Raw genomic sequence first — 20,896 nt, forward strand, 5'->3', positions numbered from 1 at the left:
CCAAAGGGGTCAGTCCCGCGTGCCCGAAGGGGTCAAACTCACGCGCCTTTTCCAATGGTAGCCCACGTATGCCGGAATGTATAGAAACAATAGCAGTCTTCTTTTTCCATGCCCATATCCCTGCAAATTTTGCGGATACCGTGGTTCACGTTCGCATTGAAACTGTCGAAATCACAGTATCGCTTATGGAAGTTAAACAGGTATTCGTCTTCTTCGTCCGAAAGATACTTGTCAAAGGTTGATTGGATAAACGGTTCTATCCGCATCTCCATATAGGCTTCATCCCTTCTGCTGTGCCTGGTCTTCGCCCTCTTGTAACCTATTACGCCGTTATTGTAGTCTTTCTTTTTCAGACTATACAGGTCTACCGTATTGATGCCACCGATACAGAGTGAGAGAAGTGCAACATCCCTGCCAAGTTCGGGTAAGGAGGAAATCATCTTGGTTTGAGGCAAAGGACGGTTGAAGAACTCCCGGCAGGCTTCTGCGCTTATGGCACGTTTCAACGTGGTGTCAGACTTCGGAATTTGAATCTTTAACCAAGGATTGAATTTGATGCGTATGACACCACGTTCCTCGTCATTCAACTCGATGATAGCCTTCTTGAAGATTTGACGGATACAAGTGGGGTACATTTCCTTTGCACGATTCGTTTGAGATAGATGCTCTATCCATTTTCTCAATACAGATGATGTAAGATGGTTAAACATAATTTTGTTCGTTCCCAGATAGCGTTCCAAATGATTAACCGAGAGTTGATAGTTCTTTGCTGTACGCTGACGACCTTGGGACTCCATTTTCCCAATAAATGATTTCGCATATTCGCTAAAACAAACTTCCTCGTCTGCCTTTAACAAATACTCTAAAACTTCTTTTATACCCCAAAGAGACACGTCTGTTCGGTTTAACCGATCCGTGTATTGTCTAATTAGCATAGCACAATACTCATTGACGACCGGATCTGTCAGTTCGCCATTACTTGTGATATGTTCCGCATCAACGATTTTATTCGTTTTGATGTACCCCGGTTTTCGATTGTGCACAATTCTGATGTACACAGAGTAGAAGCCATCTGTTCTCGGCTTTCTTACCATTGCTTTTAGTGTTGTCATATCCTATCAGTTTATTACAGTGAAATTATTGGTGTAAGCAGGTGTAAGCAGGGGCTATTTTAGTGTAAGCAGAGAGTAATCAAATACGTTCATTTCGCTCATTTTTTGCGGTCAAGTGAACGAACCGTCCAAACGCAACTCAGGCTGTAATTACCGCTAATGCAGTGAATTACAGCCTGATATTAATATTTATATGTATCGGACTTTAGTCCTCTATTGCAGCCTGCGCCGCGCTCGAAAAGCACGTAATATCGGATATTTAGAGCGGCCTTGTAAGTTTCCTTACATTTTGGCTAATCATTCATTTTTGATTCATTGTTTTTGACGGTCTAACAGAGAGGGCGGAAACCCTCTATTTCTTTCAGAAATGCCCCTCTGCCGGACTTTGTGCGCTCGGTTGAGGGTTTTATTGTTTTGGCGACTGACGCGCCTGCAAATGCCTTAAAATCGCTTCCTGCTCTGCGGTCTTGTCGTATCGGTCTATTGCGGAGTATGAACAGAACCGCTTTGCCCACTGGCGAAAGGTATTGCACTCACCCGTCTCCGGGTCGGTATATTCGTCATCCCACATCTCGCAGAGAGAAGCGTATGCCTCGGCAGGGTGTGAGCCTATCGCGTCCACAACCTCGGTCGGATACTGGCGCATAATGATGTCAATCCATTCGTCCATGTCAATGCCGGGATTCTCATGCAGGACGTTCCATGCCGCCGTCTTGAGTTCGCCGTAGAAGTCCGGCTCTTCCTCGTCAAGCATATTGTCAAGTGCCTCAACAAGGGATGCCATTTCTTCGTCCGATATGTTGTAGTTGCTTTTATTCATACCTCTGACTTTTTGTTTTTTATAGCAACATACTTGGAATGATTCAAGATTTCGACATCTCTTGGAGATAGAAGCGTCTTGTTATCTTCAATCATTTCTATTAGTTCGTTGAGTGCTTCGCTCTGTTCGTTCAAGTCAATCTGTAGGGATTTGAGTTTGCTCTCAACAGTCTGAACATACTCTGACTTATCATGCTGTCTATTCAGAATTTCTCTAATTGAGTATAGTTCAGCAAATATAAGCAAACCGACAATTATAACAGCGATACTGAAGCCTGTCATTATTTCCCTTTCAGTTCCTCGATCCGTTCTTTGAGTTCTGCAATTCGCTCGTCCTTTTCCTCAATCAACTGCTGGAGCAACTTCACACGCTCGGCAAGGACAGCATCGCCGACAACCACCGAAACATCTCCGCTATCAGAGGCAGGAGAATAGTCCCCCTCGGTATGAACCTCTTTTTTGGGCGATTCTTCTCCCGTAAGTAACCAACGTGCATCAACATCGAGGGTGACCACAATTTTTGTAACCATGTCCACACTCGGTTTACTACGGCGTTGCTTGCTCAAATAACTCGACATCCCAGTAGGTGGTAAGCCTATTGATTTAGCAAAAGCAGCCTTATTACCATCAAAACGCTCATTGACAAGCATTTCAATTCGGTCATTGATAGTTTCAGCCATAAGCCAATATGTTAAAAATTCTTAATTGTTTATCAATGTTGGGAAATTGCTTTGGTAAATCAATTCAATTGCATTACCTTTGCATTCAAATTTACTAAAAAGTAATCAAGCTACCACAAAAATGGAACTAAAAAAACTCAAAACCGCTTCACTCGCCGATGCGCTCAAGGAAATGAATGTCGGAGAAACGTGCATAGCCCCCGATGGATATGCACCTGCAACGGTCATCAAGACCTGCTCTGAGTTAAAGGACAAAGGTTACCTTTTTCAGACTTCGCAACGCGCCGGAGTACAAATCATCACGCGATTGAAATAAACAATTGAATTATGGCAAAGCACGGAATTTTCTACGCACTCTGCGACCTCTTCAACGAGGGCGAGGCGGTGGTCAGCATCGACAACGCCAAACAGGTAATAACCGCAGCTCGGCACACTCTTCCCGAATTTGTGGTCTGCGCAGGGTTATTCGACCCCGATAGCAAGACAATCGAACTCTATGTGGAGAACTACAAAGACGCAAAATGATGAAGACCACTGAGCAGAAGAGAGCGCAGGCACAGCGCATAGTCAATCTGATTGACACTCGCGGCGACTGGGTCAACCGCCTCTACCGCTTCACCCAGTTCCTGCTCAAATACCACCCCTATTTAATAATCAAGTAACATCAAACCGACAATAGATATGAAAAAGTACATTCTTACCCTCGCACTCGCAACCGCCCTGCTGACCGGTTGCACCACCAACAAGGTTGCCCTTGACGACCTCCGCGCCGAAATCTCGTGGAACGCCTTTTGCGATGCCCACGGCTACGACCGCAACGACAACACCTATCAAGCAACCAATGAATACCTCGATACTTGGTGCGGCTCCGTGGACGAGGAAGCCGCCTTCATCAAGGCAGGAGTTGAACCCTATTAAATCCCACCGCCATGCTACACAAGATAGAAAAGATATACCTCATCGCGCAGGTCACATTTTCAGTACTCGTGATTCTTTTTGGATTTAGTTACGGCATTCGTTGCCTTGTAGCTAATCAGATATTCTGCGCCCTCTGCTTCGCCGTAATAGGATACGTCAGCGGATACCGTCTGCTGTTCAAGGCTTCAATGGCAGAACTCCGAGAATACAAACAGCGTGTTGGCAAATGACATTTCTCCAGTTCGCCGACAAGAGCGTACCCTACGGCGTATTCGTGAAAGATGTAGCCGCTGAGGTAGCCGTATTGCTCCAACAATTCAAGGACGACCCCGAATACATCAGCCAAAACAAGGCTTTTGCGATTTTCGGCAGGGCAAACGTGGAGCGGTGGCGCAGGCAGGGCAAAGTCACCCCATGCAAACGTCCTGGCAAACTGGAATACCGTACGGCAGACCTGCGACTGCTCCAACGGACACAACAGGACTACTTAGACCCATCGAAGTAGTCATCAAGGGAGAATACAACCAAGCGGCCGAGGTGACCAGTAGGTGAAAGCACTGGTGCGGTAAAACGCCATCGCAGGTTCGACTCCTGCTTCTCCCACCAACGAGACAACAAACATTTTTAATCTCTCAAAATATGAGCAAAATCAATCTTACCGTTGAGCAAATCAACGACCTGCAACCGCAGGACATCGCCACGAATGATTTTGTGCGCGACAAGTTCATCCAAATCTACGAAGCCATGTGGACACCCTCTACTGGCGTGTCCGGCGAAGCCGCCTATGAGCGCGAAAGCCGTAACTTCAACCGCATCCTCGCCGAGAAAGAGGACATCCGTAAGAGCTGCACCCGATTCTCGCTCTTCACGGCATTCCTTGACGTGGCTATATCGGGTCTCTCCCTTGACGCAGGAACTCGTGCGCAGGCATACCTGCTCTCTCGCTCCATCGCCGTTGACTCCGACCTCGATCAGCAGGGCAACAAGAAAAACAGATACGAAACCCAGTGCGTCCTCACCATCTCCGGCTACGGCGAACTCCTGCACCGCGCCCGTGTCGGCCAGATACGCCACGCCGACAACCCAGTCATCGTATATGCCGAGGATGAGTTTGAGTTCGGAGAGCGCAACGGCAACAAGTTCGTGAACTACACCTGCCGTCTGCCCCATACATCGGGCAACATCGTAGCCTGCTTCATGAAGATTACACGCGCTGACGGCTCGGTTGACTATGCTGTCATGCTTCCCGAGGACTGGAGCCGCCTCGCAGGTTACTCAGCACGTCAGAACCGCAAATGGGATAATCAGAACCGCCGATGGGTTGAGGGTGCGCCCAACGCCCTCTACGGACAGCGCGGACAGGACAACACATTCAAGATTGATACTGGCTTCCTCATCGCCAAGTGTATCAAGCACGCTTTCAAGTCATACCCGAAAGCGCGTGTCGGCCGTGCTACCCAACTGGAATCACAGCAGGTCGAAGAAATGGAAATCAGCGATGGCATCTACGGACTGGAGGACGGCTCTTCCGTCAACACCTCAACTGGCGAAATCATGCCCAAGCAGGACACTGGCTTTGCCCCTGCCCCCGACACATCCAACGGCGTGACAATCGACCCCGAAGCCTCTGCCGACAACGCAGGTGGTAACGATGACGTATTCTAATAACCCTTACAATACCAAAGTACAATGAGTGAAACTAATAACAACCTGCCTATCCTGCGCGAAGAGAACGTGCAGATGATAGTGCAAAGCGCACCCAACGCCTACAACACCAACTCGCTCTCATCCATGCGTTGCGCAGACTTCGGCAAGAATCTTCTTGACGAGATAGAACGTTCCGGCATGACCGATGAACTGGACAAACGATGTGCCGACTACATAGACAAGGCGAAACGTACTCTCAAGGCGATGAATGAACGCCGTGCGCCGTTCACAAAACTCTTCGACCAGATACGCTCCGAGTTCACTGGCATGGAGAACACCATCGACCCGACCAAAAAGGACACCGTGCCTTATCTGATTCAGCAGAAGCGCAACGCCTATGCCGCCAAAAAGCGTGAAGAGGCTGAACGCGCACGCCAAGAGGAAATGCGCCGTCAGCAACGCGAACAGGCTATTGCCCGATACACGCAGGAAGCCGAGGACGACTACCGCCGTCAGTTCGACAGCACCGTCACCTCCACCATCAACGAACTCACCAGCCTCAACCAGTCGCTCACGATCGAGAACTTTGACGAGGTCAGCGAGAAACTCAAGAACTTCAAGACTACCCTCGGCAACGAGTGGTTTCAGCATTGCCAGTCCTACGCCCACAAGCCGTTTGAAATCAGCGATGGCGAGGCTATCAAGATTCGCCAGTCTATCCTCAACCGCCTCTCCACGCAGTTCAAGGCGCAGTACTCAAGCGAAATCGGGGAATACCGCGACACCATTACTGACGCTCTGCCCTCAAAGAAGCGTGAACTGGAGCGCATGGCGAAAGCCAGTGCCGAGGAGCAGGCACGCATGAAAGCCGAACTGGAGGCCCGCGAAGCTGCGGAAACCCGCCGTCTTGACGAAGAGCGCAAGCGCAAGGAAGAGGAAGCGCAGGCCGCCAAGAAAGCACAGCAGACCGCTACCGAAATGGACGGACTTTTCGGCCAGGCCGCCGTTGCTACCCCGGTAGGCTATCAGCCTAAGACCGCCGTCCGCAAGCGCGTTGTCACCGACACCCCCGACGGCATCCTCGCCGTGGTATCAATGTGGTGGTCGAAAGAGGGCCGCTTCCTCTCAATGGAAGAACTCAGCAAGATTTTCAAGAAGCAGATTACCTTCTGCGAGAAACTTGCCAACGACAAGGACAACCCCGAACTCATCAGTTCGCCTTTCGTGCGCTACGAGGACGAGGTTAAAGCAAAGTGAGCATGAACAATCCCGATGCATACTATCAGCGCAGTGAGGTCAGCAACTCCGACCTCACTGCCTTGAAAGAACTCCTGCACCCTCGCCCGATGTTCGGTGACCGCGAGGCGGCTTTCCGCTTCGGGTCTATCGTGGACGCTATCATCACCGAACCCTCGCGTGTGGATTTCCTGCGCATGACGATTGATGGCGAACCGGTTGACGAGGACGAGTTTCTCCATGCACGCGAAATGCAACGCGCCCTCCGCGCCGAGGCACGCCGTGACCCATTCCTCGCCAAAGTCCTTGAACTTGCCGACACACAGCGGTTCATGGTCAACAAGGCGCAGGAGTTTGAGAACGGCGGCTTCCACTTCACGCTTGACACTCGCTGTAAGTGGGACTGGTGGTTGGATGCCGCACACTTCGGCGGTGACCTCAAGACCTGCGCAGCATCAACCCAAAGGGAGTTTGAGGATGCCGTTGACTTCTTCGACTGGGATAGGAGCCGCGCATGGTACATGGACATAGCCAAGTCCAACAAGGATTTCATCTATGCCATCAGCAAGAAGAACTGCAACATCTTCAAGTTATTCATCAACCGAGGCGATGCCATCTACAATCGCGGACGCGAAAAGTATGAAGACCTCGCTTTCAAATACTGGGCTTTCACCTTATGAGCAATCTTCAGCATAAACTCAAGGTTGAGCCGTACCCTTACCAAAAAGAGGGTATCGAGGCAGGACTGAAGTGGAAACGCTTCCTCATCGGCGATGAGCCGGGACTGGGCAAGACGCTCCAAAGCATAGGCGTGGTTGACACAGCCAACGCCTACCCCTGCTTGGTTATCTGTCCGTCCTCGCTCAAAATCAACTGGCAACGTGAGTTTGAGAAATTCACCGACAAGAAAGCACTGGTGCTTGACAACTCCGTGGCTACCACATGGCCCTATCTCCTGCGGATGGGTATGCAACAGGTCGCCATCGTCAACTACGAAAGCCTGCGCAAGTTCTTTGTTTGGGATATTCACGCACGCAAGGGTCAATCGTTCCGCCTCAAAGACGTGGTGTTCTGCCCGGACATCCAAATCTTCAAGTCGGTAATCATTGACGAGAGCCATAGGGTCAAAGACCCCTCGGCACAGCAGACAATCTTTGCGCGTGGCATAGTCGAGGGCAAGCAGTGGCGCATACTCCTTTCGGGTACGCCTGTTGTCAATCGCCCTGCCGACCTCATTGCGCAGCTCTCAATCATGGGGCGATTGGCAGAGTTCGGCGGTAGATCTAAATTCCTCGCCGACTACGGCGGTGGAGAAATCACCAAAGAACGCCGGGGCAAAGATGATGATGACGAGCCTCGCAATCTTGACCGCCTTTCGGCAGAACTCTACTCGCGGTGCATGATTCGCAGAGAGAAAGCAAAAGTGCTGACGCAGCTCCCCGACAAGACACGGACAGACCTCTATGTTGACATATCCAATCGTGAGGAGTACGCACTGGCGGCCGAGGACTTGGCAGAGTACCTGCGTACCTATGCCAAATGCGAGGACTACGAGATACGCCGTAAGATGCGCATGGAAGCGTTGGTGAAGTTCATGACCCTACGCGCCCTCTCGTCAAAGGGAAAGGTCAGGCAGGCGGTTGACTTTGTCAAGACGTTCCTTGCCAATGGCAAGCCCCTCATACTCTTCTGTTCCCTGCATGAGATTGTGGACGAGTTGAAAAAGGCTTTCCCGAAAGCGGTCAGCGTCACCGGGCGCGATTCCATGATGATGAAACAGGCGGCTGTTGATGCGTTCCAGTCGGGAAAGGCGCAACTGATAATCTGCTCCATCAAGGCCGCAGGTGTCGGTCTTACCCTCACGGCTTCCTCCAACGTGGCATTCGTGGAATTTCCGTGGACGTATGCCGACTGTTGCCAGTGCGAGGACCGTGCGCACCGCATAGGGCAAAAGGATAATGTCACCTGCTACTATCTAATCGGCCGTCACACTATCGACCGAACCCTCTACGACATCATCCATAAGAAGAAATCAATCGCCAACCAGATAATGGGTACTGACGATGACATTCCGACCGATGAGATGTATTTCGACCAACTGGCAGACCTGTTCCTGAATTCCGACCCCGATGGCTGATGTCTGCAAGACCGACCTGCAAAAGGTCATTTCCTACCTCGATGAGGCTGCGAAACTATATGACGCGCTCCCCATGCAGAAATGCAAGTGCCGGGCGTACATGATAAACCAGTTAACAACCAAATTAAAATCCAAACTCAATGACAAAAAATGATTTGGCAAGAGAGGTGTCGGTATCAGAGAAACTGCACCTTTCGACAGCAGTAAAGGCGGTGGACGGAATAATCCGTGTCATCAAGGAAGCACTCGCCAAGGGCGAGGAAGTAACCCTGCGCGGCTTCGGAACTCTCTCCGTAGTACAGCGCGAGGAGCGCAACGCGGTTCACTTCAAGACCAAAGAGCCGATTGTCGTTCCTGCACACCGCACCGTGAGAATCAGAATCAGTAAAGAACTCAAAGAACAACTCAACAATGGCACAGTGGATTGAAGTCAGAGCGCGTTACGACAAGATGATGGAGAACGGCTCGGTAAAGAAAGTAACCGAACCCTATCTCGTTGACGCGCTGTCCTGCACCGAAGCAGAGGCAAGGGTAACTGAGGAACTCACGCCCTTTATCAGCGGAGGCGACTTCCGCATTTCATCGGTAGTCACTACCAAAATCTCGGAAATCTTTTGGGATGCGTCCGGCGACCGCTTCTACAAGGTTAAGGTCAATTTCATCACCCTTGACGAAAAGACCGCTACCGAAAAGCGGACGGCAACCTACATCCTCGTGCAGGCTTCCAGTTTCAAAGAGGCATACGACAATTTCATTGACGGCATGAAAGGTACGATGGCCGACTATGAGATTGAGGCTATCAACGAAACAAAGTTGGTCGATGTGTACCGCGCCAACCTTGCCTCGGAAGCCGAAAGGGAAGCCGACAAGATGTTGCGTGACCCCAAAGTTCAGCGTCACGTCAAGAAGTTCGTAGATGCCTGCGCCGAGGGCGGTGTTGAGAGTGTCACCATGACTGCCTGCGATGGCAGGACAGTCAAGTCTGCCACGATCGAGATTCCCCAAAAGGGTAACAAGCCTAAACCAAACGACAATGGCTAAGCGTGCTAACAGAGTGGCTATGCTTGCCCGGCTCGGATATGAGGTTAAGAAAGATGCACTCTCTGCGCTCTCTGCCCCTGCCAAAAAGAACAAGTACGGCGCACAACGTGTCGGCGGTCATGCCTCTCAAAAGGAGCATGACCGCTCCAACCAACTCAAGTTGTGGCAACGCGCAGGTGTCATCTCCAATCTCTGTGAGCAGGTGTCCTATGAACTTATCCCTGCCCAGTATGGCGAGTGCGGCACCGACCTCAAAGGTAAACCGGTCCGCGTCTGCCTTGAGAAAGCCTGCAAGTACATTGCCGACTTTGTCTATACCGACAACGAAACCGGGCAGACCATAGTTGAGGACACGAAAGGAGTTCGCACAAAGGAATATATAATCAAGCGGAAACTAATGCTATATCTGCATGGCATCCGCATAAAGGAAGTCTGAACTATGGACCGTGAGAGTTTCATATTCTACCGCAGCTTCTATGAGGCTATCAAATGTATGCCCACTGACGTGCAGGCTGAAATATATCCAGCCATCTGCGAGTATGCTTTGTTCGGGAAACTGCCGAAGAATCTTTCCGAGGTTGCCAAAGGTATGTTCACGCTGATTAAGCCTAACATTGACGTGAACACCGCTCGGTTTGAGAATGGCAAGAAAGGCGGTCGCAAGAGCCGAGCCAAGAAGCAGACCGCCACAGCCGAACCTGCCTACACCCTTACCTATGAGCAGGAGGTGGAGCAGATGAGGTCTGATGAGAAATGGCGCAAAACTATCTGCGAGGATTTCAACATCACTGCGGAAGAGTATGAAAAACGCCTCTCTCGTTTCCTCGATCGCTGTAACGAAGATAAGACACGCAAGGGCAAGGAGCATCATGATAGTTTCGTGGACTGTCAGAGCCATCTGCGATACTGGATGTCCAAAGCATACGCTCACCAACAAACATCAACCCCTGCGCCCGAAGATGATGCAGTTCCTTTCCCGGATAGGGGTGATTCTTTCGGTGGCGTGGACTATGACGAACAATAACCATGAGTTACATAACAGAAAATACAACTGGACTGACACCCGAAATGATTGCGCAGGTCTACGAGAAACGGCGCAGGGACGCTCTGCGTGACGAGCAGATGAAGATTGACAATGCAATCAAGCAGGTGCAGCTTGATGTGCGCAGGGCTGCCCAGTCTTTCCCCGACCTGTCCGACCCCGACATATTCAAATGGCACTGGAACTTCCTGCATCAGGTAGCCGAGGACATCGTTCTTGCACCTCAACGGCGCAAGTTCGTGGTCGATGACCACAACAAGCAGATAATACTCTTCATGCTGTATTACTTCAACAACTGCGCCCTCGCAGAGCAGGTGTTTCCCGACAAACGCTACAAACTTGCCAAGCCCCTGCTTGTGCGCGGTGAAAAGGGAGTCGGCAAAACATTCCTCATGCAGCTCTTCTCCGAGTACCTGCGCAGGACAAAGAACCCCAACTTCTTTTTCAACGTGTCGGTTACGGAAATGGTGAACTACTATACCATCAACAACAACCTCAACCGATACACCTACAATGACCGCTCCGGAACAAAAGAGGATAACACCTTTGACGGCTGTCGCCCCTCCAATGTTTGCCTCAACGATGTCGGATTGCAGACACAGACTTTCTTCGGCCAGAACACCAAGCAACTGGTAAGCGAGTTTATCCATGCACGCTATGAGATATGGACGCAGTTCTCCTGCCGGGGTCATCTTACCACCAATCTATCCGTGCAGGCCCTCGCCAAAGAATTCTCCGATGCCTACGGGCGCACGGTCGATAGGTTCAAGTCATACAACATAATCGAAATGACCGGTTCAAGCCGTAGATAGCCATGACACCTACTGAAGAAGTTATCGTAACCCACGCTCAGGAAGCCAACCACAATGCTGAACGCGCCTACTGGTGGATGAAAGGTATCGACCGCGAAGAGGCTCAACGCCTCGGCCTGTCCGACATGGTTCAGTCGGTACTCTCGCTCCTGCAGAAGGTTGACAACATCACTATGGACATTCAAATAACAATTAAACAAAAATCAAAATGACAATCGTAACACCACTATCAATCTGCCTCACGGTCGTTTGTGCGTTCCTGCTGGGTCGCTCTGCAGTCATCAGTACCCGGCGCGACAACTACAACAAGAAACTCAAAGCCGAGGTCAAGAAACTCAACCATCGCCTCGATCGCATTGCCGATTCCTCAAAGTACGACCGCTACTATGAGATTGAAGAGGATGCAAACGCCTACAACGTCAACATGAAAGTCTATGTGCGCGTATCTTCCTACGCAGGCGAACACATTGACACCTGCTGTTACTGCCTCATCAAGCAATTCCCCTTTGCCGATGACAAGGAGTTTGCCAAACGTGAAGCCGAGGAACTCCTCGATAAACTCAACGAGAAATGAAAATCCTTGATTTAGTTGTAAAGCATAAGTGGTACGACATGGAAGAGTCCGGCGAAAAGCCGGAAGAATACCGCGCACTCTCTGACCATTGGGTAAAACGATTCCTCCGTATTGACACTGGACGAGAGGGAGCATTGAGGTATCTTGCATCGCTTCCAACGAACCAAGTGTGGCAGGAATACACCCATGTCCGCTTACATAGAGGCTATACATCAACAACAATGCTCTTTGAAATTAAGAGTATGCACATAGGTGTCGGTAATCCCGACTGGGGCGCACCCAAAGAAGAAGTATTCATCATAAAATTAGGAGAACTAATATGAGAGTAAGAATCGCACTAAAAATCTTTAAGGCAGTTGGAGAGTATTCCGGCTGGGAACGCTTCGATATGCCTTACACTGGTAAGCAGATATATGCAGCCGCCAAACGTCTGCTTCCTGTGCAGTGGCGCAAGGGATATAAGGGGTGGCATCGTGTAACCAAATAGCAAGGCATCGCCGAAGTCATGACAATTCTGAAAGGAGGTAAAAATGATAAGTAAAGAAGATGCACGCCTGCTGTATAACCTCCACTCGCAGATAGAAACAACTCAGACCATAATATCAGACTTGGAAGAGTTTGTGAAACAGCAGGGCGAAAAAGTCCCCGACATCATAGACAAAAACTATAACACCTATGGTAGTATCTCAATTGATATTCCCTACTTTGAGAGTGGCAAGTTCTCAAAACGAGGTGCAAGAGTTTACAACATCAGTTACAACGCGGCTATGCGCGTGCTGAAGAATCACATTCGTAACCTTAAAAAGCAAGTCAAGGCATTAAGCGATAGACTTGAGAAAGGAGATAACAATGATTGAATTACTTGTAAACTTCGCTTCCTTAATCATTTCGGCAGTAATAATCACTATTATCATCAATCGCATTGAGCGCAAAAGGCACGGAGATTATCACATAACCTGCGAGTATATGCGCTACCGCTACTCATACAGCAAAATGGACGAGTGCATCGCCGAACTCTGCAAGCTGGGTGCTGATGGTTGGGAAATAGCAACCTGCGCAGGCGAAGATAGTTTCGCAGCTTACCTCATACTCAAACGTGAAACCCTCCACACATCTAAATAGCCATGACTATCGCAAAACAACTCGCACTCGTTCTTGTCAAGGAGATTATCGCCAACAAGAGGAGCAGCCACATCTCGCCGGACTACGCTCTGCGCAATGAGGTCAACTTATTGCTCGGCCAGGCACTCGATTCACTGGTCGCTGATGGCTCTCTCATTCAGCGCAGCGCATCGGTAAACCGTTATCAAGCTTATGAGATTCCCCAAACGCCGTGCCAACCTGCTCTATAAGCTGCGCCGTAAAGGGATTGAGGCTGACACCAAACAACGTGTCATCTTCATTCCCTACGGCGAAGAGCCTCGGCAATACGTGCAGGCCGGTCCGGCTCTGCCGTGAGTTTTATTTCAGTATTCAATTCATTATCACATGAAGAAAGACGGCAATCGAATATCGCTAACAATAAAAGAGGCGGACGAGATAAGAGAATACCTCGAAACTCTTTATGCGATGGAAGGAACGCTTGACGAGGATTTCAATTCCGAATGTCATCGGGCAGGATTCTATGCCCGGAATATGTGTAAGTTAATCTATGGGCATAGACATCCGACATGGGATGCTGCAGGCCAAGTCGAATCTAAATACAATCCATTGATATGAACATAGGTATAGTTGACGTTGATGGGCATAACTTCCCCAACTTCGCACTCATGAAAATATCAGCGTGGCACAAGTCGCAAGGCGACAATGTGGAGATAGCGTTGCCCATGTTCGGCAACTATGACCGCGTATATCAGTCCAAGATATTCACGTTCACTCCCGATGAACAAACCGACTGGCAATGTGAAGTTGTCAAAGGTGGTACTGGCTATGATATTCACAGCCGATTGCCCGAAGAGATTGAGCAATCCACGGCAATGGACTATTCAATCTATCCCCAGTATCCTTTCTCGATCCAATTCTTTTCTCGCGGTTGCATACGGCATTGTCCGTTCTGCCTCGTCCATGACAAAGAGGGCATGATTCGTCCTGTTGAACCGGTCCAACTCAACCCCAATGGAAAATGGATAGAGGTGCTTGACAATAATTTCTTCGCCAATCCCGAATGGAAGAGCGCGATTGATTACCTCATCAAAGCCGGGCAGAAAGTAAACCTCCACGGCGTGGACATAAGAATCATGAACGAAGAGCAGGCATATTGGCTCAACAAACTGCGTCTGCGCCGGAACATACATATCGCATGGGACTTGCCTGCCATTGACCTTACCGAGAAACTACGCGAGGTCACACGCTACTTAAAGCCATACAAAATCATGTGCTATGTACTTGTCGGCTTCAACTCCACCATAGGGCAAGGATATGTTTAGGATTGAAACGCTCCGCTCCTTTGGTATCAAACCATACGTCATGCCATACCGCGACTTTGAAAACAAGCGCACGCCCTCGCAGTATGAAAAAGACCTCGCCCAGTATGTCAACAAACCAATGATATTCAAATCATGCACCTTTGCAGAGTTCTCTCCACGCAAAGGCTTCAAATGCCAAACCTATCTCCAATGAGCAATACAGATTTCAAATATCCTGCCTGCGGCTTCTGCCGTAACTTCCAATGGGAAGCAGGCAACACTTCATCGGCGCAATGCAGTGAAATGCACAGAGAGGTCACAGCCAATGGTGATGTATGTGGCTTTTACAAAGCCGCGTGTAACGAGCAAGCGATAAAAGAATACATGGCATTTCAAAAAATGTTGATAGAGGTTGATATGCGTCCAAAGTTGCACTATAGCCCCTATGTAGATGCTTGTGGAAATAATTATGAAGGACTTAGCCGTTCTGAATGCATGGATGTTTTAGTTAACCACGTTGAGGAATATGGGCTATGGTATGAACTTGATGTAATGTTCGACCCCTTTGGTAATGGTTGTGATTTCTTCTTTGCTCCTGATGTTATGTTCCATTTTTCGGCGGATGAGTACGAGGCATTTTATGCCCGGATTAGCAACGCCATAAAGAAATTTCATGAACAATTCAATGAAACTCCGCGTCTTTGAAGCCTTTGCAGGCTACGGCTCTCAGTCTATCGCCCTTGAGCTGCTTGCCCAAGCGTTCCCCGATTTCCAGTTTGACACTGTCGGAATTTCGGAGATTGACAAGAACGCTATCAAGGCATATCGTACACTTCACGGGAATATCATTCCCAACCACGGCGACATAACCAAGATTGACTGGACGCAGACAGCCGATTTTGACCTGCTTACATATTCGTTCCCCTGTCAAGACATTTCTTCGGCAGGCAAACAGCGTGGCTTCACCGAGGGTAGCGGAACACGCTCGTCCTGCTTGTGGGCCTGTGCCGATGCCATTGAAACAAAGCATCCCCAGTTCCTGCTCATGGAGAATGTAAAGGCACTCGCCACGCAAAAGAAATTCAGCGATGACTTCCGCAGGTGGCGTGAGTGGCTGATAAAGCACGGTTACACCAACTACTATGCCGTCCTCAACGCAAAGGACTACGGCGTGCCGCAGAACCGTGAGCGCGTGTTCATGGTGTCGTTCCTCGGCGAACATACTCCGTTCTATTTCCCGGCTCCCTTTGAACTGACGCGCCGACTGAAGCACGTCCTTGAAGATGAGGTTGACGAGAAATACTGGTTACAGCAGGAGCAGATTCAAGCCTTGATAAAGCACAACGAACGCAAGCAGTCCGAGGGTTGCGGATTCAAGACGAACTTTCAGACTGGCGAGGGCATAAGCGGTGCTATCAAGACCAAAGAAGGGAGCCGCGAATATGATACCTACATCAAAGTGCCGACCTACGGCAACAGCCGCCTCAACGCCATGATTGCCGACGGCAAGATTGACCCGGAGCAGACGTTGTGGATTGACTGCTACAACCAACGTGTTGACCCCGACATAGCAGGCACGATACTGGCTCGAGTAAATGCTACTGGGCATTATCTCATATCCGACCCTCGCGGCTGCGCCATGCGCGGCCGCCCCGATGCATCGGGGCGAAATTCACAGCAGATCGAACTTGGTTCGGATGTTGCCAACGCTCTCACGTCCGTCCAAAAGGACAGCATGGTAGCCGAGGCGCGTGTCATACAGGTCGGCAACCTCATAGAGGATTCCGCTTACAAGAACCCTCATCGTGGGCGCGTCTATTCCGTTGAGGGCATCGCCCCCTGCCTCAACTGCAACGAGGGCGGTCAACGTGAAGTCAAGATTATACAGCGCGGTCACGGATATGCCAAAGGCGGTGTATTCGATATTTGCCCGGCTCTCACCACCTCAAAGTGGCAGGACAATCACTTTGCCCTCATTGAGTACTGGATTCGCAAACTCACTCCGCGCGAGTGCTTCCGCTTGATGGACGTACCCGAACACTATATCGACCGACTGCTGTCCACAGGAATATCCAATTCGCAGCTCTATAAACTTGCAGGCAATTCTATCGTGGTCGCCTGCCTCTTCCACATCTTCCGAAAGATGTTCTGCGAAACGGCAAGGGGAAGCGGCTCTCCGATTGCTCATAGCCGTGAAACCCCGGCGCAGTTGTCGCTTTTCTAAACTTAAAACATCATAACAACTAATTCCCAATATCTTTGCTCCATGATTAAACTGTTGGAACATAATCGCCGACCCGACATCTCTTTCAGCCGCAAGAGAGGTACTATCCGCATTACGGCAAGGGTGGCGCGTGTCCTCGCCCTGCGTCCCGGTGATGCAATCAACATAGCCGTCAGTAACGGCGAGTATTACCTGCACGCCGTCCATATCACAAACGGCATCGGACGGTTTGAGGCGCAGTGCTGGCCCACAAAGAAAGGGAGCGGTAACTACTGCGCCAGTTGCGTGCGCCTATGCCGTTCCCTGCTTGATTCCGTAGGTGTCAAGGCTGACAAGGTCGCCTACATGGTCGGCCAGGCATTCGAGCGCGACAGCACTACCTATGTTCCAATCATAACTCTGCATCCGCTACTATGAACAAAGATGTAAAATACAATGGCTACTCCGCACAGCCGTCCGACTATGAATGTCAGGACGGCGACCTTGCCGTAGCCATAAATCTTGTGCCGGAAGATGGTGCGCTTAAACCAGTCCTGCCTCCGAAAGTCGGGGGGCAGGCTTCGGACACAATCGGCAACTGCGTTTATATCCACAAGAATTCGGGCTACACACATTACATTGTCCGCAACGGCAATTCGTTCAGTTGGTACGATAAGTCAGCACCCGACACGCTGACAACAATCGGCTCGATCTCAAAATACATCAAGGTCACATCGGTAGGCAACACGCTCATATTCCTTACTGATGACGGTATGCAATACTACCTTTGGAAAGGAGGCACCACCGGGTATCTCTATCTGGGCAACAAGATTCCCGAATGCCCTATCTCGTTTGGATTGCAGGGGAAGATGGTGCGTACCGATGAGTTCTCAATATCCTTTGATTCCATCAAAGAGGGCGACATTTGGAACGAGTTTACCGACAACAACAAGACACGCATAACCGACCAAGTGTTGGCGCACATCAATAAGTTCATCGCTGACGAGTCAACCAACAAGGGAAAGTTCATATTCCCTTTCTTCGTCCGCTATGCCTATCGTCTGTATGACGGCTCTCTCACAATGCACTCTTCTCCGGTTCTCATGATTGCTTCCTCCGACCTCGCTCCGCAGGTCTTTTGGTCGCACATTACTGGTAAGGGTAAATACACCGATGCGCAACTCCGTGTCTGCGCTATGGTGCATACGCTTGACTACGCCGTCATTCTCCAGTCACGGCTTGATATGCTCAACAACTGGAAAGATATTGTCCGCTCGGTCGATGTCTTTATCTCCAAGCCCATATACACCTACGACCAAAACGGCAAGTGTACCAAATTCGCCAACTCCGAGGGCTATAACTCCTATTGCGTCTGCAAGCATACCAATCAGGCCGTATCTACCTCCACATATCCGTTACGCTATCAGCGTCACACATTCAACAAACTCTACGCTTTCACATTCGACCCGACCAACCTCACATATCCGATGGGCCGCTTGATGATTCCGCGCCGTAGTGTCGATGCGGTCAAAGAGGATATTCGCTCCACCGCGCAGTTCTACCTGCTTGAGAGTATCAAGGTAGAGCAGCTTACGACCACGCGCACGGCACTCAATGTAGAGGAAGATTATCTTCAGTCGTTGGTGACACGCGAGGTAATGACGGATGACTACGACAGCCACGATACTCTGATTCCGCGCTATTGCTTCACCTACAACTCACGCCTTAACCTCAGCAACATATCGAAGCGTCTGTATGCGGAATACAATGCCGGGGCATTGATGACACACACCGATGGATATATCGGCAACTGGACAGATACGCCATCGGACTTTTTCGACAACACCGCAGGCGTGAGCGTTTACTTCTTCATCAAGCAGGACGGCAAGGATATTGTTGTGCAGGGTGAAAGTTGTGCCATGTCCCGTTATAAGGCCCCGTTCCTGTACCTCTACTATCCGAATGTGAACGCATATAAGGCGGTGATTGTGTCATGGTACGGTGTGCCCATGTACTATGAGGTTCAACTGGAGCAACACGGATTCCTCAACGGCTCGTTCTATTTCGCAGGTTGGGAGAATCCGAGTATGAACGGCAATATGCCCTCGGCAAGTTCCAACGCCGACCGCACGATAGAAATCCCTAATAAGATTTACACGTCCGAGGTCAACAATCCTTTTGTGTTTCCGCTTCTCGGCATCAACACAGTCGGTACTGGGGAAATAAAGGGCATCTGCTCGGCGGCAAAGGCTCTCTCCGAGGGTCAGTTCGGACAGTTCCCCCTCTATGCTTTCACGTCCGAGGGAGTTTGGGCGTTGGAAGTGTCGGCGACTGGCACATATACGGCGCGTCAGCCTATCACGCGCGATGTCTGCATCAACGCTGATGGAATAACTCAACTGGATAATGCGGTGCTGTTCCCCACGGATCGAGGCATAATGTTGATTTCGGGTTCGCAGACACAATGTATTTCAGAAAGCATAAATTCTGAGTATCCGTTTAATGCCCTTGACCTGCCCGGCTTTGACAAACTGCACGATATGTTGGGGCATGACCCGGTTACCGACAAGTGCCTGCCGACACTACCGTTTACGGAGTTCCTTAAGCAATGCCGAATGATTTACGATTATGTGCATCAGCGCGTCATCGTCTATGCTCCGAATATAACCTATGCCTATGTGTTCTCGTTGAAGTCTAAACTATGGGGCATGACGTTCTCAAACATCGCCTCACACCTCAACTCCTACCCGGAGGCTCTTGCCGTTGACAAGGAGAATAACATAGTGAACTTTTCGGAATCGGACGAAACGCAGGTCAAATGTCTGTACGTTACACGTCCGCTCAACCTTGATACCGTCAATATCCACAAGACCATTGACAGCATCATTCAGCGCGGATTCTTCCGAAAGGGCAATGTGGCAACCGCACTCTACGGCTCACGCGATTTAGTCAACTGGTATCTGATATGGTCAAGCAAAGACCACTACCTGCGCGGCTTCCGTGGCACGCCCTACAAGTATTTCCGCATTGCAGGTGTCGCCACGCTCGATGCTGATGAAAGTATCTATGGCGCGTCTGTGCAGTTCACTCCGCGCCTCACCAATCAACCGAGATAACTCATGTACTAATTCAATATCTATTGTAAGACGAGAAAGGCCGCCATGCGTGATGCACAGCGGCCTTTCGCTTTGATATGGCAACATTAAAAAGGGTGCATACGTCTGCGTGCCTTTGCTATCCTGTTGTGCAGGTTTATCCGTATCTCGCTCTCCGCGTCCTCGGCTTTGGCTTCCCATACCTGCGCCTTTGCGGTGTTGGTAATAGTCAGCCAGTCGGCCACAGCCTTGCAGACAAGGTATTCGTGGATGAGGTTCTCAAGCAGGTAGAGTGTGGTCTGCGAGAAGTCGAGCGGTACGCTCAACACTATCCCATAGACAGGCGGCTCACGCAGGTTGTCGTTCAGTTCCGTGCGGTGCAGGTCGTTCTTGGTGTAGGGATAAAGGAGTTCCCTGCATTTGCACACGGTCAGATTCAGCACTCGCGTCACACGGTCCACGTTTCCGTCCTCGCCCACATCCTGCACCATGTGGCGGTTGTGGTTGCTTTCCGTGTCCATGACGCTACCCTCTATAAAGGCATAGTTCTTTATGTCATACAGCAGTTGGTCGCGCTTGAACCCTAACACGGCGTTGAGCCTGCCGTCCTTTTCTTCCAAAAAGCAACTCATGGAACCTGGGATTAGTTGGTGGGACGTGCCGGGCGGCTACGCTTGCTCACGGTCTGACGGATTAACTCCATGTTCTTGTTTGCAAGGGCGTAGTATTGCTCCGCGTCTGCCTTGTTGGTAACCATGTACCAGTCGGCGATAGCGGTGTTGGCGAGATATGCGTGGACGGCTTCGCCTACGCCGGTTGTCGCGGCTTCGTTGAAGTTGCTCGGCATGGTGAGATTCAGCACAAGGTCATGGCTTCCGTCATAGTGACTGTTGTCGGTCGTTGTGCCGTTCTCGTTGAGATACTCGCCCAGTTCGGTCTGAACCTCCGCAAAGGCTCTCTTGACTGAGCGGAGTATCTTCTCGCGGTTTTCCTCGTCCTCCGAGGCGAACATACTTGCAACCTCTTTGTGGTTGTCTTTGTTCTGAATGGTACGTCCGCGCAGGAACGTTTCATTCATGATGTCATAAAGCAGCCACGAGATTTTGATTGTGGCTGTGACTGGTTTCTTTGCGCCTAAAGTGGGGTTTGGCATAGTTCGTAGTTATTAAATGTTG

The 20,896-nt window shown here is 50.1% G+C and carries 32 protein-coding genes and 1 pseudogene; 28 read left to right on the plus strand and 5 right to left on the minus strand.

The annotated features are described in order from the left end of the window. Window positions 1-47: 47 nt before the first annotated feature. The 3 genes and pseudogenes from C5S62_RS12240 to C5S62_RS12255 all read right to left on the minus strand — a co-directional run. Window positions 48-1,112 (minus strand): annotated as a pseudogene (locus C5S62_RS12240) (phage integrase SAM-like domain-containing protein); the annotation flags it as partial. A gap of 406 nt (window positions 1,113-1,518) precedes the next feature. Beyond that, a complete protein-coding gene (locus C5S62_RS12245; protein WP_104405664.1) occupies window positions 1,519-1,932 on the minus strand; it encodes a hypothetical protein in 414 nt (137 codons plus the stop codon). A 280-nt stretch (window positions 1,933-2,212) separates the two neighbouring features. Next, on the minus strand, window positions 2,213-2,611 hold the full coding sequence (locus tag C5S62_RS12255; protein WP_104405666.1) for an XRE family transcriptional regulator: 399 nt from the start codon (window positions 2,609-2,611) through the stop codon (window positions 2,213-2,215). A 121-nt stretch (window positions 2,612-2,732) separates the two neighbouring features. Between C5S62_RS12255 and C5S62_RS12260 the strand changes: the two genes are divergently transcribed. The 28 genes from C5S62_RS12260 to C5S62_RS12380 all read left to right on the plus strand — a co-directional run bounded on the left by C5S62_RS12260 (window position 2,733) and on the right by C5S62_RS12380 (window position 19,742). Next, window positions 2,733-2,927, plus strand: coding sequence for a hypothetical protein (locus C5S62_RS12260; RefSeq protein WP_104405667.1), 195 nt, complete (start codon window positions 2,733-2,735; stop codon window positions 2,925-2,927). 11 nt (window positions 2,928-2,938) lie between these two features. Next, window positions 2,939-3,136 (plus strand): hypothetical protein, encoded by a 198-nt coding sequence (locus tag C5S62_RS12265; RefSeq protein ID WP_104405668.1) that lies wholly within the window; start codon window positions 2,939-2,941, stop codon window positions 3,134-3,136. Beyond that, complete coding sequence (locus C5S62_RS13665) at window positions 3,133-3,273, plus strand: hypothetical protein (RefSeq protein ID WP_190311590.1); 141 nt, start codon at window positions 3,133-3,135, stop codon at window positions 3,271-3,273. The genes C5S62_RS12265 and C5S62_RS13665 overlap by 4 nt, the downstream gene beginning before the upstream one ends. 19 nt (window positions 3,274-3,292) lie before the next feature. Continuing rightward, entirely contained in the window at window positions 3,293-3,529 is a 237-nt protein-coding gene (locus tag C5S62_RS12270) for a lipoprotein (RefSeq protein WP_104405669.1), read from the plus strand. Between the two features lie 11 nt (window positions 3,530-3,540). Continuing rightward, complete coding sequence (locus C5S62_RS12275; RefSeq protein ID WP_104405670.1) at window positions 3,541-3,759, plus strand: hypothetical protein; 219 nt, start codon at window positions 3,541-3,543, stop codon at window positions 3,757-3,759. Beyond that, window positions 3,756-4,034: a hypothetical protein gene (locus C5S62_RS12280; RefSeq protein WP_104405671.1), complete on the plus strand. Its 279-nt coding sequence runs from the start codon at window positions 3,756-3,758 to the stop codon at window positions 4,032-4,034. Before C5S62_RS12275 ends, C5S62_RS12280 begins: the two co-directional genes overlap by 4 nt. Before the next feature lie 134 nt (window positions 4,035-4,168). Beyond that, on the plus strand, window positions 4,169-5,194 hold the full coding sequence (locus C5S62_RS12285; RefSeq protein ID WP_104405672.1) for a recombinase RecT: 1,026 nt from the start codon (window positions 4,169-4,171) through the stop codon (window positions 5,192-5,194). A gap of 24 nt (window positions 5,195-5,218) precedes the next feature. Next, a complete protein-coding gene (locus tag C5S62_RS12290; RefSeq protein ID WP_104405673.1) occupies window positions 5,219-6,433 on the plus strand; it encodes a hypothetical protein in 1,215 nt (404 codons plus the stop codon). A gap of 2 nt (window positions 6,434-6,435) precedes the next feature. Next, window positions 6,436-7,092: a PD-(D/E)XK nuclease-like domain-containing protein gene (locus C5S62_RS12295; protein ID WP_104405674.1), complete on the plus strand. Its 657-nt coding sequence runs from the start codon at window positions 6,436-6,438 to the stop codon at window positions 7,090-7,092. Beyond that, window positions 7,089-8,549, plus strand: coding sequence for a DEAD/DEAH box helicase (locus C5S62_RS12300; protein WP_104405675.1), 1,461 nt, complete (start codon window positions 7,089-7,091; stop codon window positions 8,547-8,549). Before C5S62_RS12295 ends, C5S62_RS12300 begins: the two co-directional genes overlap by 4 nt. A 140-nt stretch (window positions 8,550-8,689) precedes the next feature. Further along, complete coding sequence (locus C5S62_RS12305; RefSeq protein ID WP_104405676.1) at window positions 8,690-8,977, plus strand: HU family DNA-binding protein; 288 nt, start codon at window positions 8,690-8,692, stop codon at window positions 8,975-8,977. Beyond that, the gene (locus C5S62_RS12310) at window positions 8,961-9,590 is read left to right on the plus strand and encodes a DUF4494 domain-containing protein (protein WP_104405677.1); all 630 of its coding nucleotides are present in this window, start codon (window positions 8,961-8,963) and stop codon (window positions 9,588-9,590) included. Before C5S62_RS12305 ends, C5S62_RS12310 begins: the two co-directional genes overlap by 17 nt. After that, complete coding sequence (locus tag C5S62_RS12315) at window positions 9,583-10,026, plus strand: DUF1064 domain-containing protein (protein WP_223301235.1); 444 nt, start codon at window positions 9,583-9,585, stop codon at window positions 10,024-10,026. Before C5S62_RS12310 ends, C5S62_RS12315 begins: the two co-directional genes overlap by 8 nt. A 3-nt stretch (window positions 10,027-10,029) precedes the next feature. Then, complete coding sequence (locus C5S62_RS12320) at window positions 10,030-10,614, plus strand: DUF6291 domain-containing protein (RefSeq protein ID WP_104405678.1); 585 nt, start codon at window positions 10,030-10,032, stop codon at window positions 10,612-10,614. A 2-nt stretch (window positions 10,615-10,616) separates the two neighbouring features. After that, window positions 10,617-11,444, plus strand: a complete 828-nt coding sequence (locus C5S62_RS13980) for a hypothetical protein (RefSeq protein WP_223301236.1) — start codon at window positions 10,617-10,619, stop codon at window positions 11,442-11,444. A gap of 2 nt (window positions 11,445-11,446) precedes the next feature. Continuing rightward, complete coding sequence (locus C5S62_RS12330) at window positions 11,447-11,656, plus strand: hypothetical protein (RefSeq protein ID WP_104405679.1); 210 nt, start codon at window positions 11,447-11,449, stop codon at window positions 11,654-11,656. Further along, window positions 11,653-12,018 (plus strand): hypothetical protein, encoded by a 366-nt coding sequence (locus C5S62_RS12335; protein ID WP_104405680.1) that lies wholly within the window; start codon window positions 11,653-11,655, stop codon window positions 12,016-12,018. Before C5S62_RS12330 ends, C5S62_RS12335 begins: the two co-directional genes overlap by 4 nt. After that, on the plus strand, window positions 12,015-12,341 hold the full coding sequence (locus tag C5S62_RS12340; RefSeq protein ID WP_104405681.1) for a hypothetical protein: 327 nt from the start codon (window positions 12,015-12,017) through the stop codon (window positions 12,339-12,341). The genes C5S62_RS12335 and C5S62_RS12340 overlap by 4 nt, the downstream gene beginning before the upstream one ends. After that, entirely contained in the window at window positions 12,338-12,505 is a 168-nt protein-coding gene (locus C5S62_RS13670) for a hypothetical protein (protein ID WP_190311591.1), read from the plus strand. Before C5S62_RS12340 ends, C5S62_RS13670 begins: the two co-directional genes overlap by 4 nt. A gap of 43 nt (window positions 12,506-12,548) precedes the next feature. Further along, complete coding sequence (locus C5S62_RS12345; RefSeq protein WP_104405682.1) at window positions 12,549-12,875, plus strand: hypothetical protein; 327 nt, start codon at window positions 12,549-12,551, stop codon at window positions 12,873-12,875. Continuing rightward, window positions 12,868-13,140 carry a hypothetical protein gene (locus C5S62_RS12350; RefSeq protein WP_104405683.1) on the plus strand — a complete coding sequence of 91 codons (273 nt, stop codon included), beginning with the start codon at window positions 12,868-12,870 and terminating at the stop codon, window positions 13,138-13,140. The genes C5S62_RS12345 and C5S62_RS12350 overlap by 8 nt, the downstream gene beginning before the upstream one ends. 192 nt (window positions 13,141-13,332) lie before the next feature. Further along, window positions 13,333-13,476, plus strand: a complete 144-nt coding sequence (locus C5S62_RS13675; RefSeq protein WP_190311598.1) for a hypothetical protein — start codon at window positions 13,333-13,335, stop codon at window positions 13,474-13,476. Between the two features lie 257 nt (window positions 13,477-13,733). After that, window positions 13,734-14,444, plus strand: a complete 711-nt coding sequence (locus tag C5S62_RS12360; protein WP_223301237.1) for a hypothetical protein — start codon at window positions 13,734-13,736, stop codon at window positions 14,442-14,444. Beyond that, complete coding sequence (locus C5S62_RS13985) at window positions 14,437-14,637, plus strand: hypothetical protein (RefSeq protein WP_223301238.1); 201 nt, start codon at window positions 14,437-14,439, stop codon at window positions 14,635-14,637. Before C5S62_RS12360 ends, C5S62_RS13985 begins: the two co-directional genes overlap by 8 nt. Beyond that, window positions 14,634-15,128, plus strand: coding sequence for a hypothetical protein (locus C5S62_RS12365; protein ID WP_104405685.1), 495 nt, complete (start codon window positions 14,634-14,636; stop codon window positions 15,126-15,128). Before C5S62_RS13985 ends, C5S62_RS12365 begins: the two co-directional genes overlap by 4 nt. Beyond that, window positions 15,097-16,647 (plus strand): DNA (cytosine-5-)-methyltransferase, encoded by a 1,551-nt coding sequence (dcm, locus tag C5S62_RS12370; RefSeq protein WP_104405686.1) that lies wholly within the window; start codon window positions 15,097-15,099, stop codon window positions 16,645-16,647. Before C5S62_RS12365 ends, dcm begins: the two co-directional genes overlap by 32 nt. Before the next feature lie 42 nt (window positions 16,648-16,689). Further along, on the plus strand, window positions 16,690-17,064 hold the full coding sequence (locus C5S62_RS12375; protein WP_104405687.1) for a hypothetical protein: 375 nt from the start codon (window positions 16,690-16,692) through the stop codon (window positions 17,062-17,064). After that, window positions 17,061-19,742 (plus strand): hypothetical protein, encoded by a 2,682-nt coding sequence (locus tag C5S62_RS12380; protein WP_104405688.1) that lies wholly within the window; start codon window positions 17,061-17,063, stop codon window positions 19,740-19,742. Before C5S62_RS12375 ends, C5S62_RS12380 begins: the two co-directional genes overlap by 4 nt. 86 nt (window positions 19,743-19,828) lie before the next feature. On the opposite strand, the gene C5S62_RS12385 is transcribed toward C5S62_RS12380, so the two are convergent. Both C5S62_RS12385 and C5S62_RS12390 read right to left on the minus strand, forming a co-directional pair. Continuing rightward, on the minus strand, window positions 19,829-20,353 hold the full coding sequence (locus tag C5S62_RS12385; protein WP_104405689.1) for a hypothetical protein: 525 nt from the start codon (window positions 20,351-20,353) through the stop codon (window positions 19,829-19,831). An 11-nt stretch (window positions 20,354-20,364) separates the two neighbouring features. After that, window positions 20,365-20,874, minus strand: a complete 510-nt coding sequence (locus C5S62_RS12390) for a hypothetical protein (protein WP_104405690.1) — start codon at window positions 20,872-20,874, stop codon at window positions 20,365-20,367. Window positions 20,875-20,896: the final 22 nt, after the last annotated feature.

It is taken from the genome of Prevotella sp. MGM2 (assembly GCF_002933955.1).
GTDB lineage: Bacteria > Bacteroidota > Bacteroidia > Bacteroidales > Bacteroidaceae > Alloprevotella.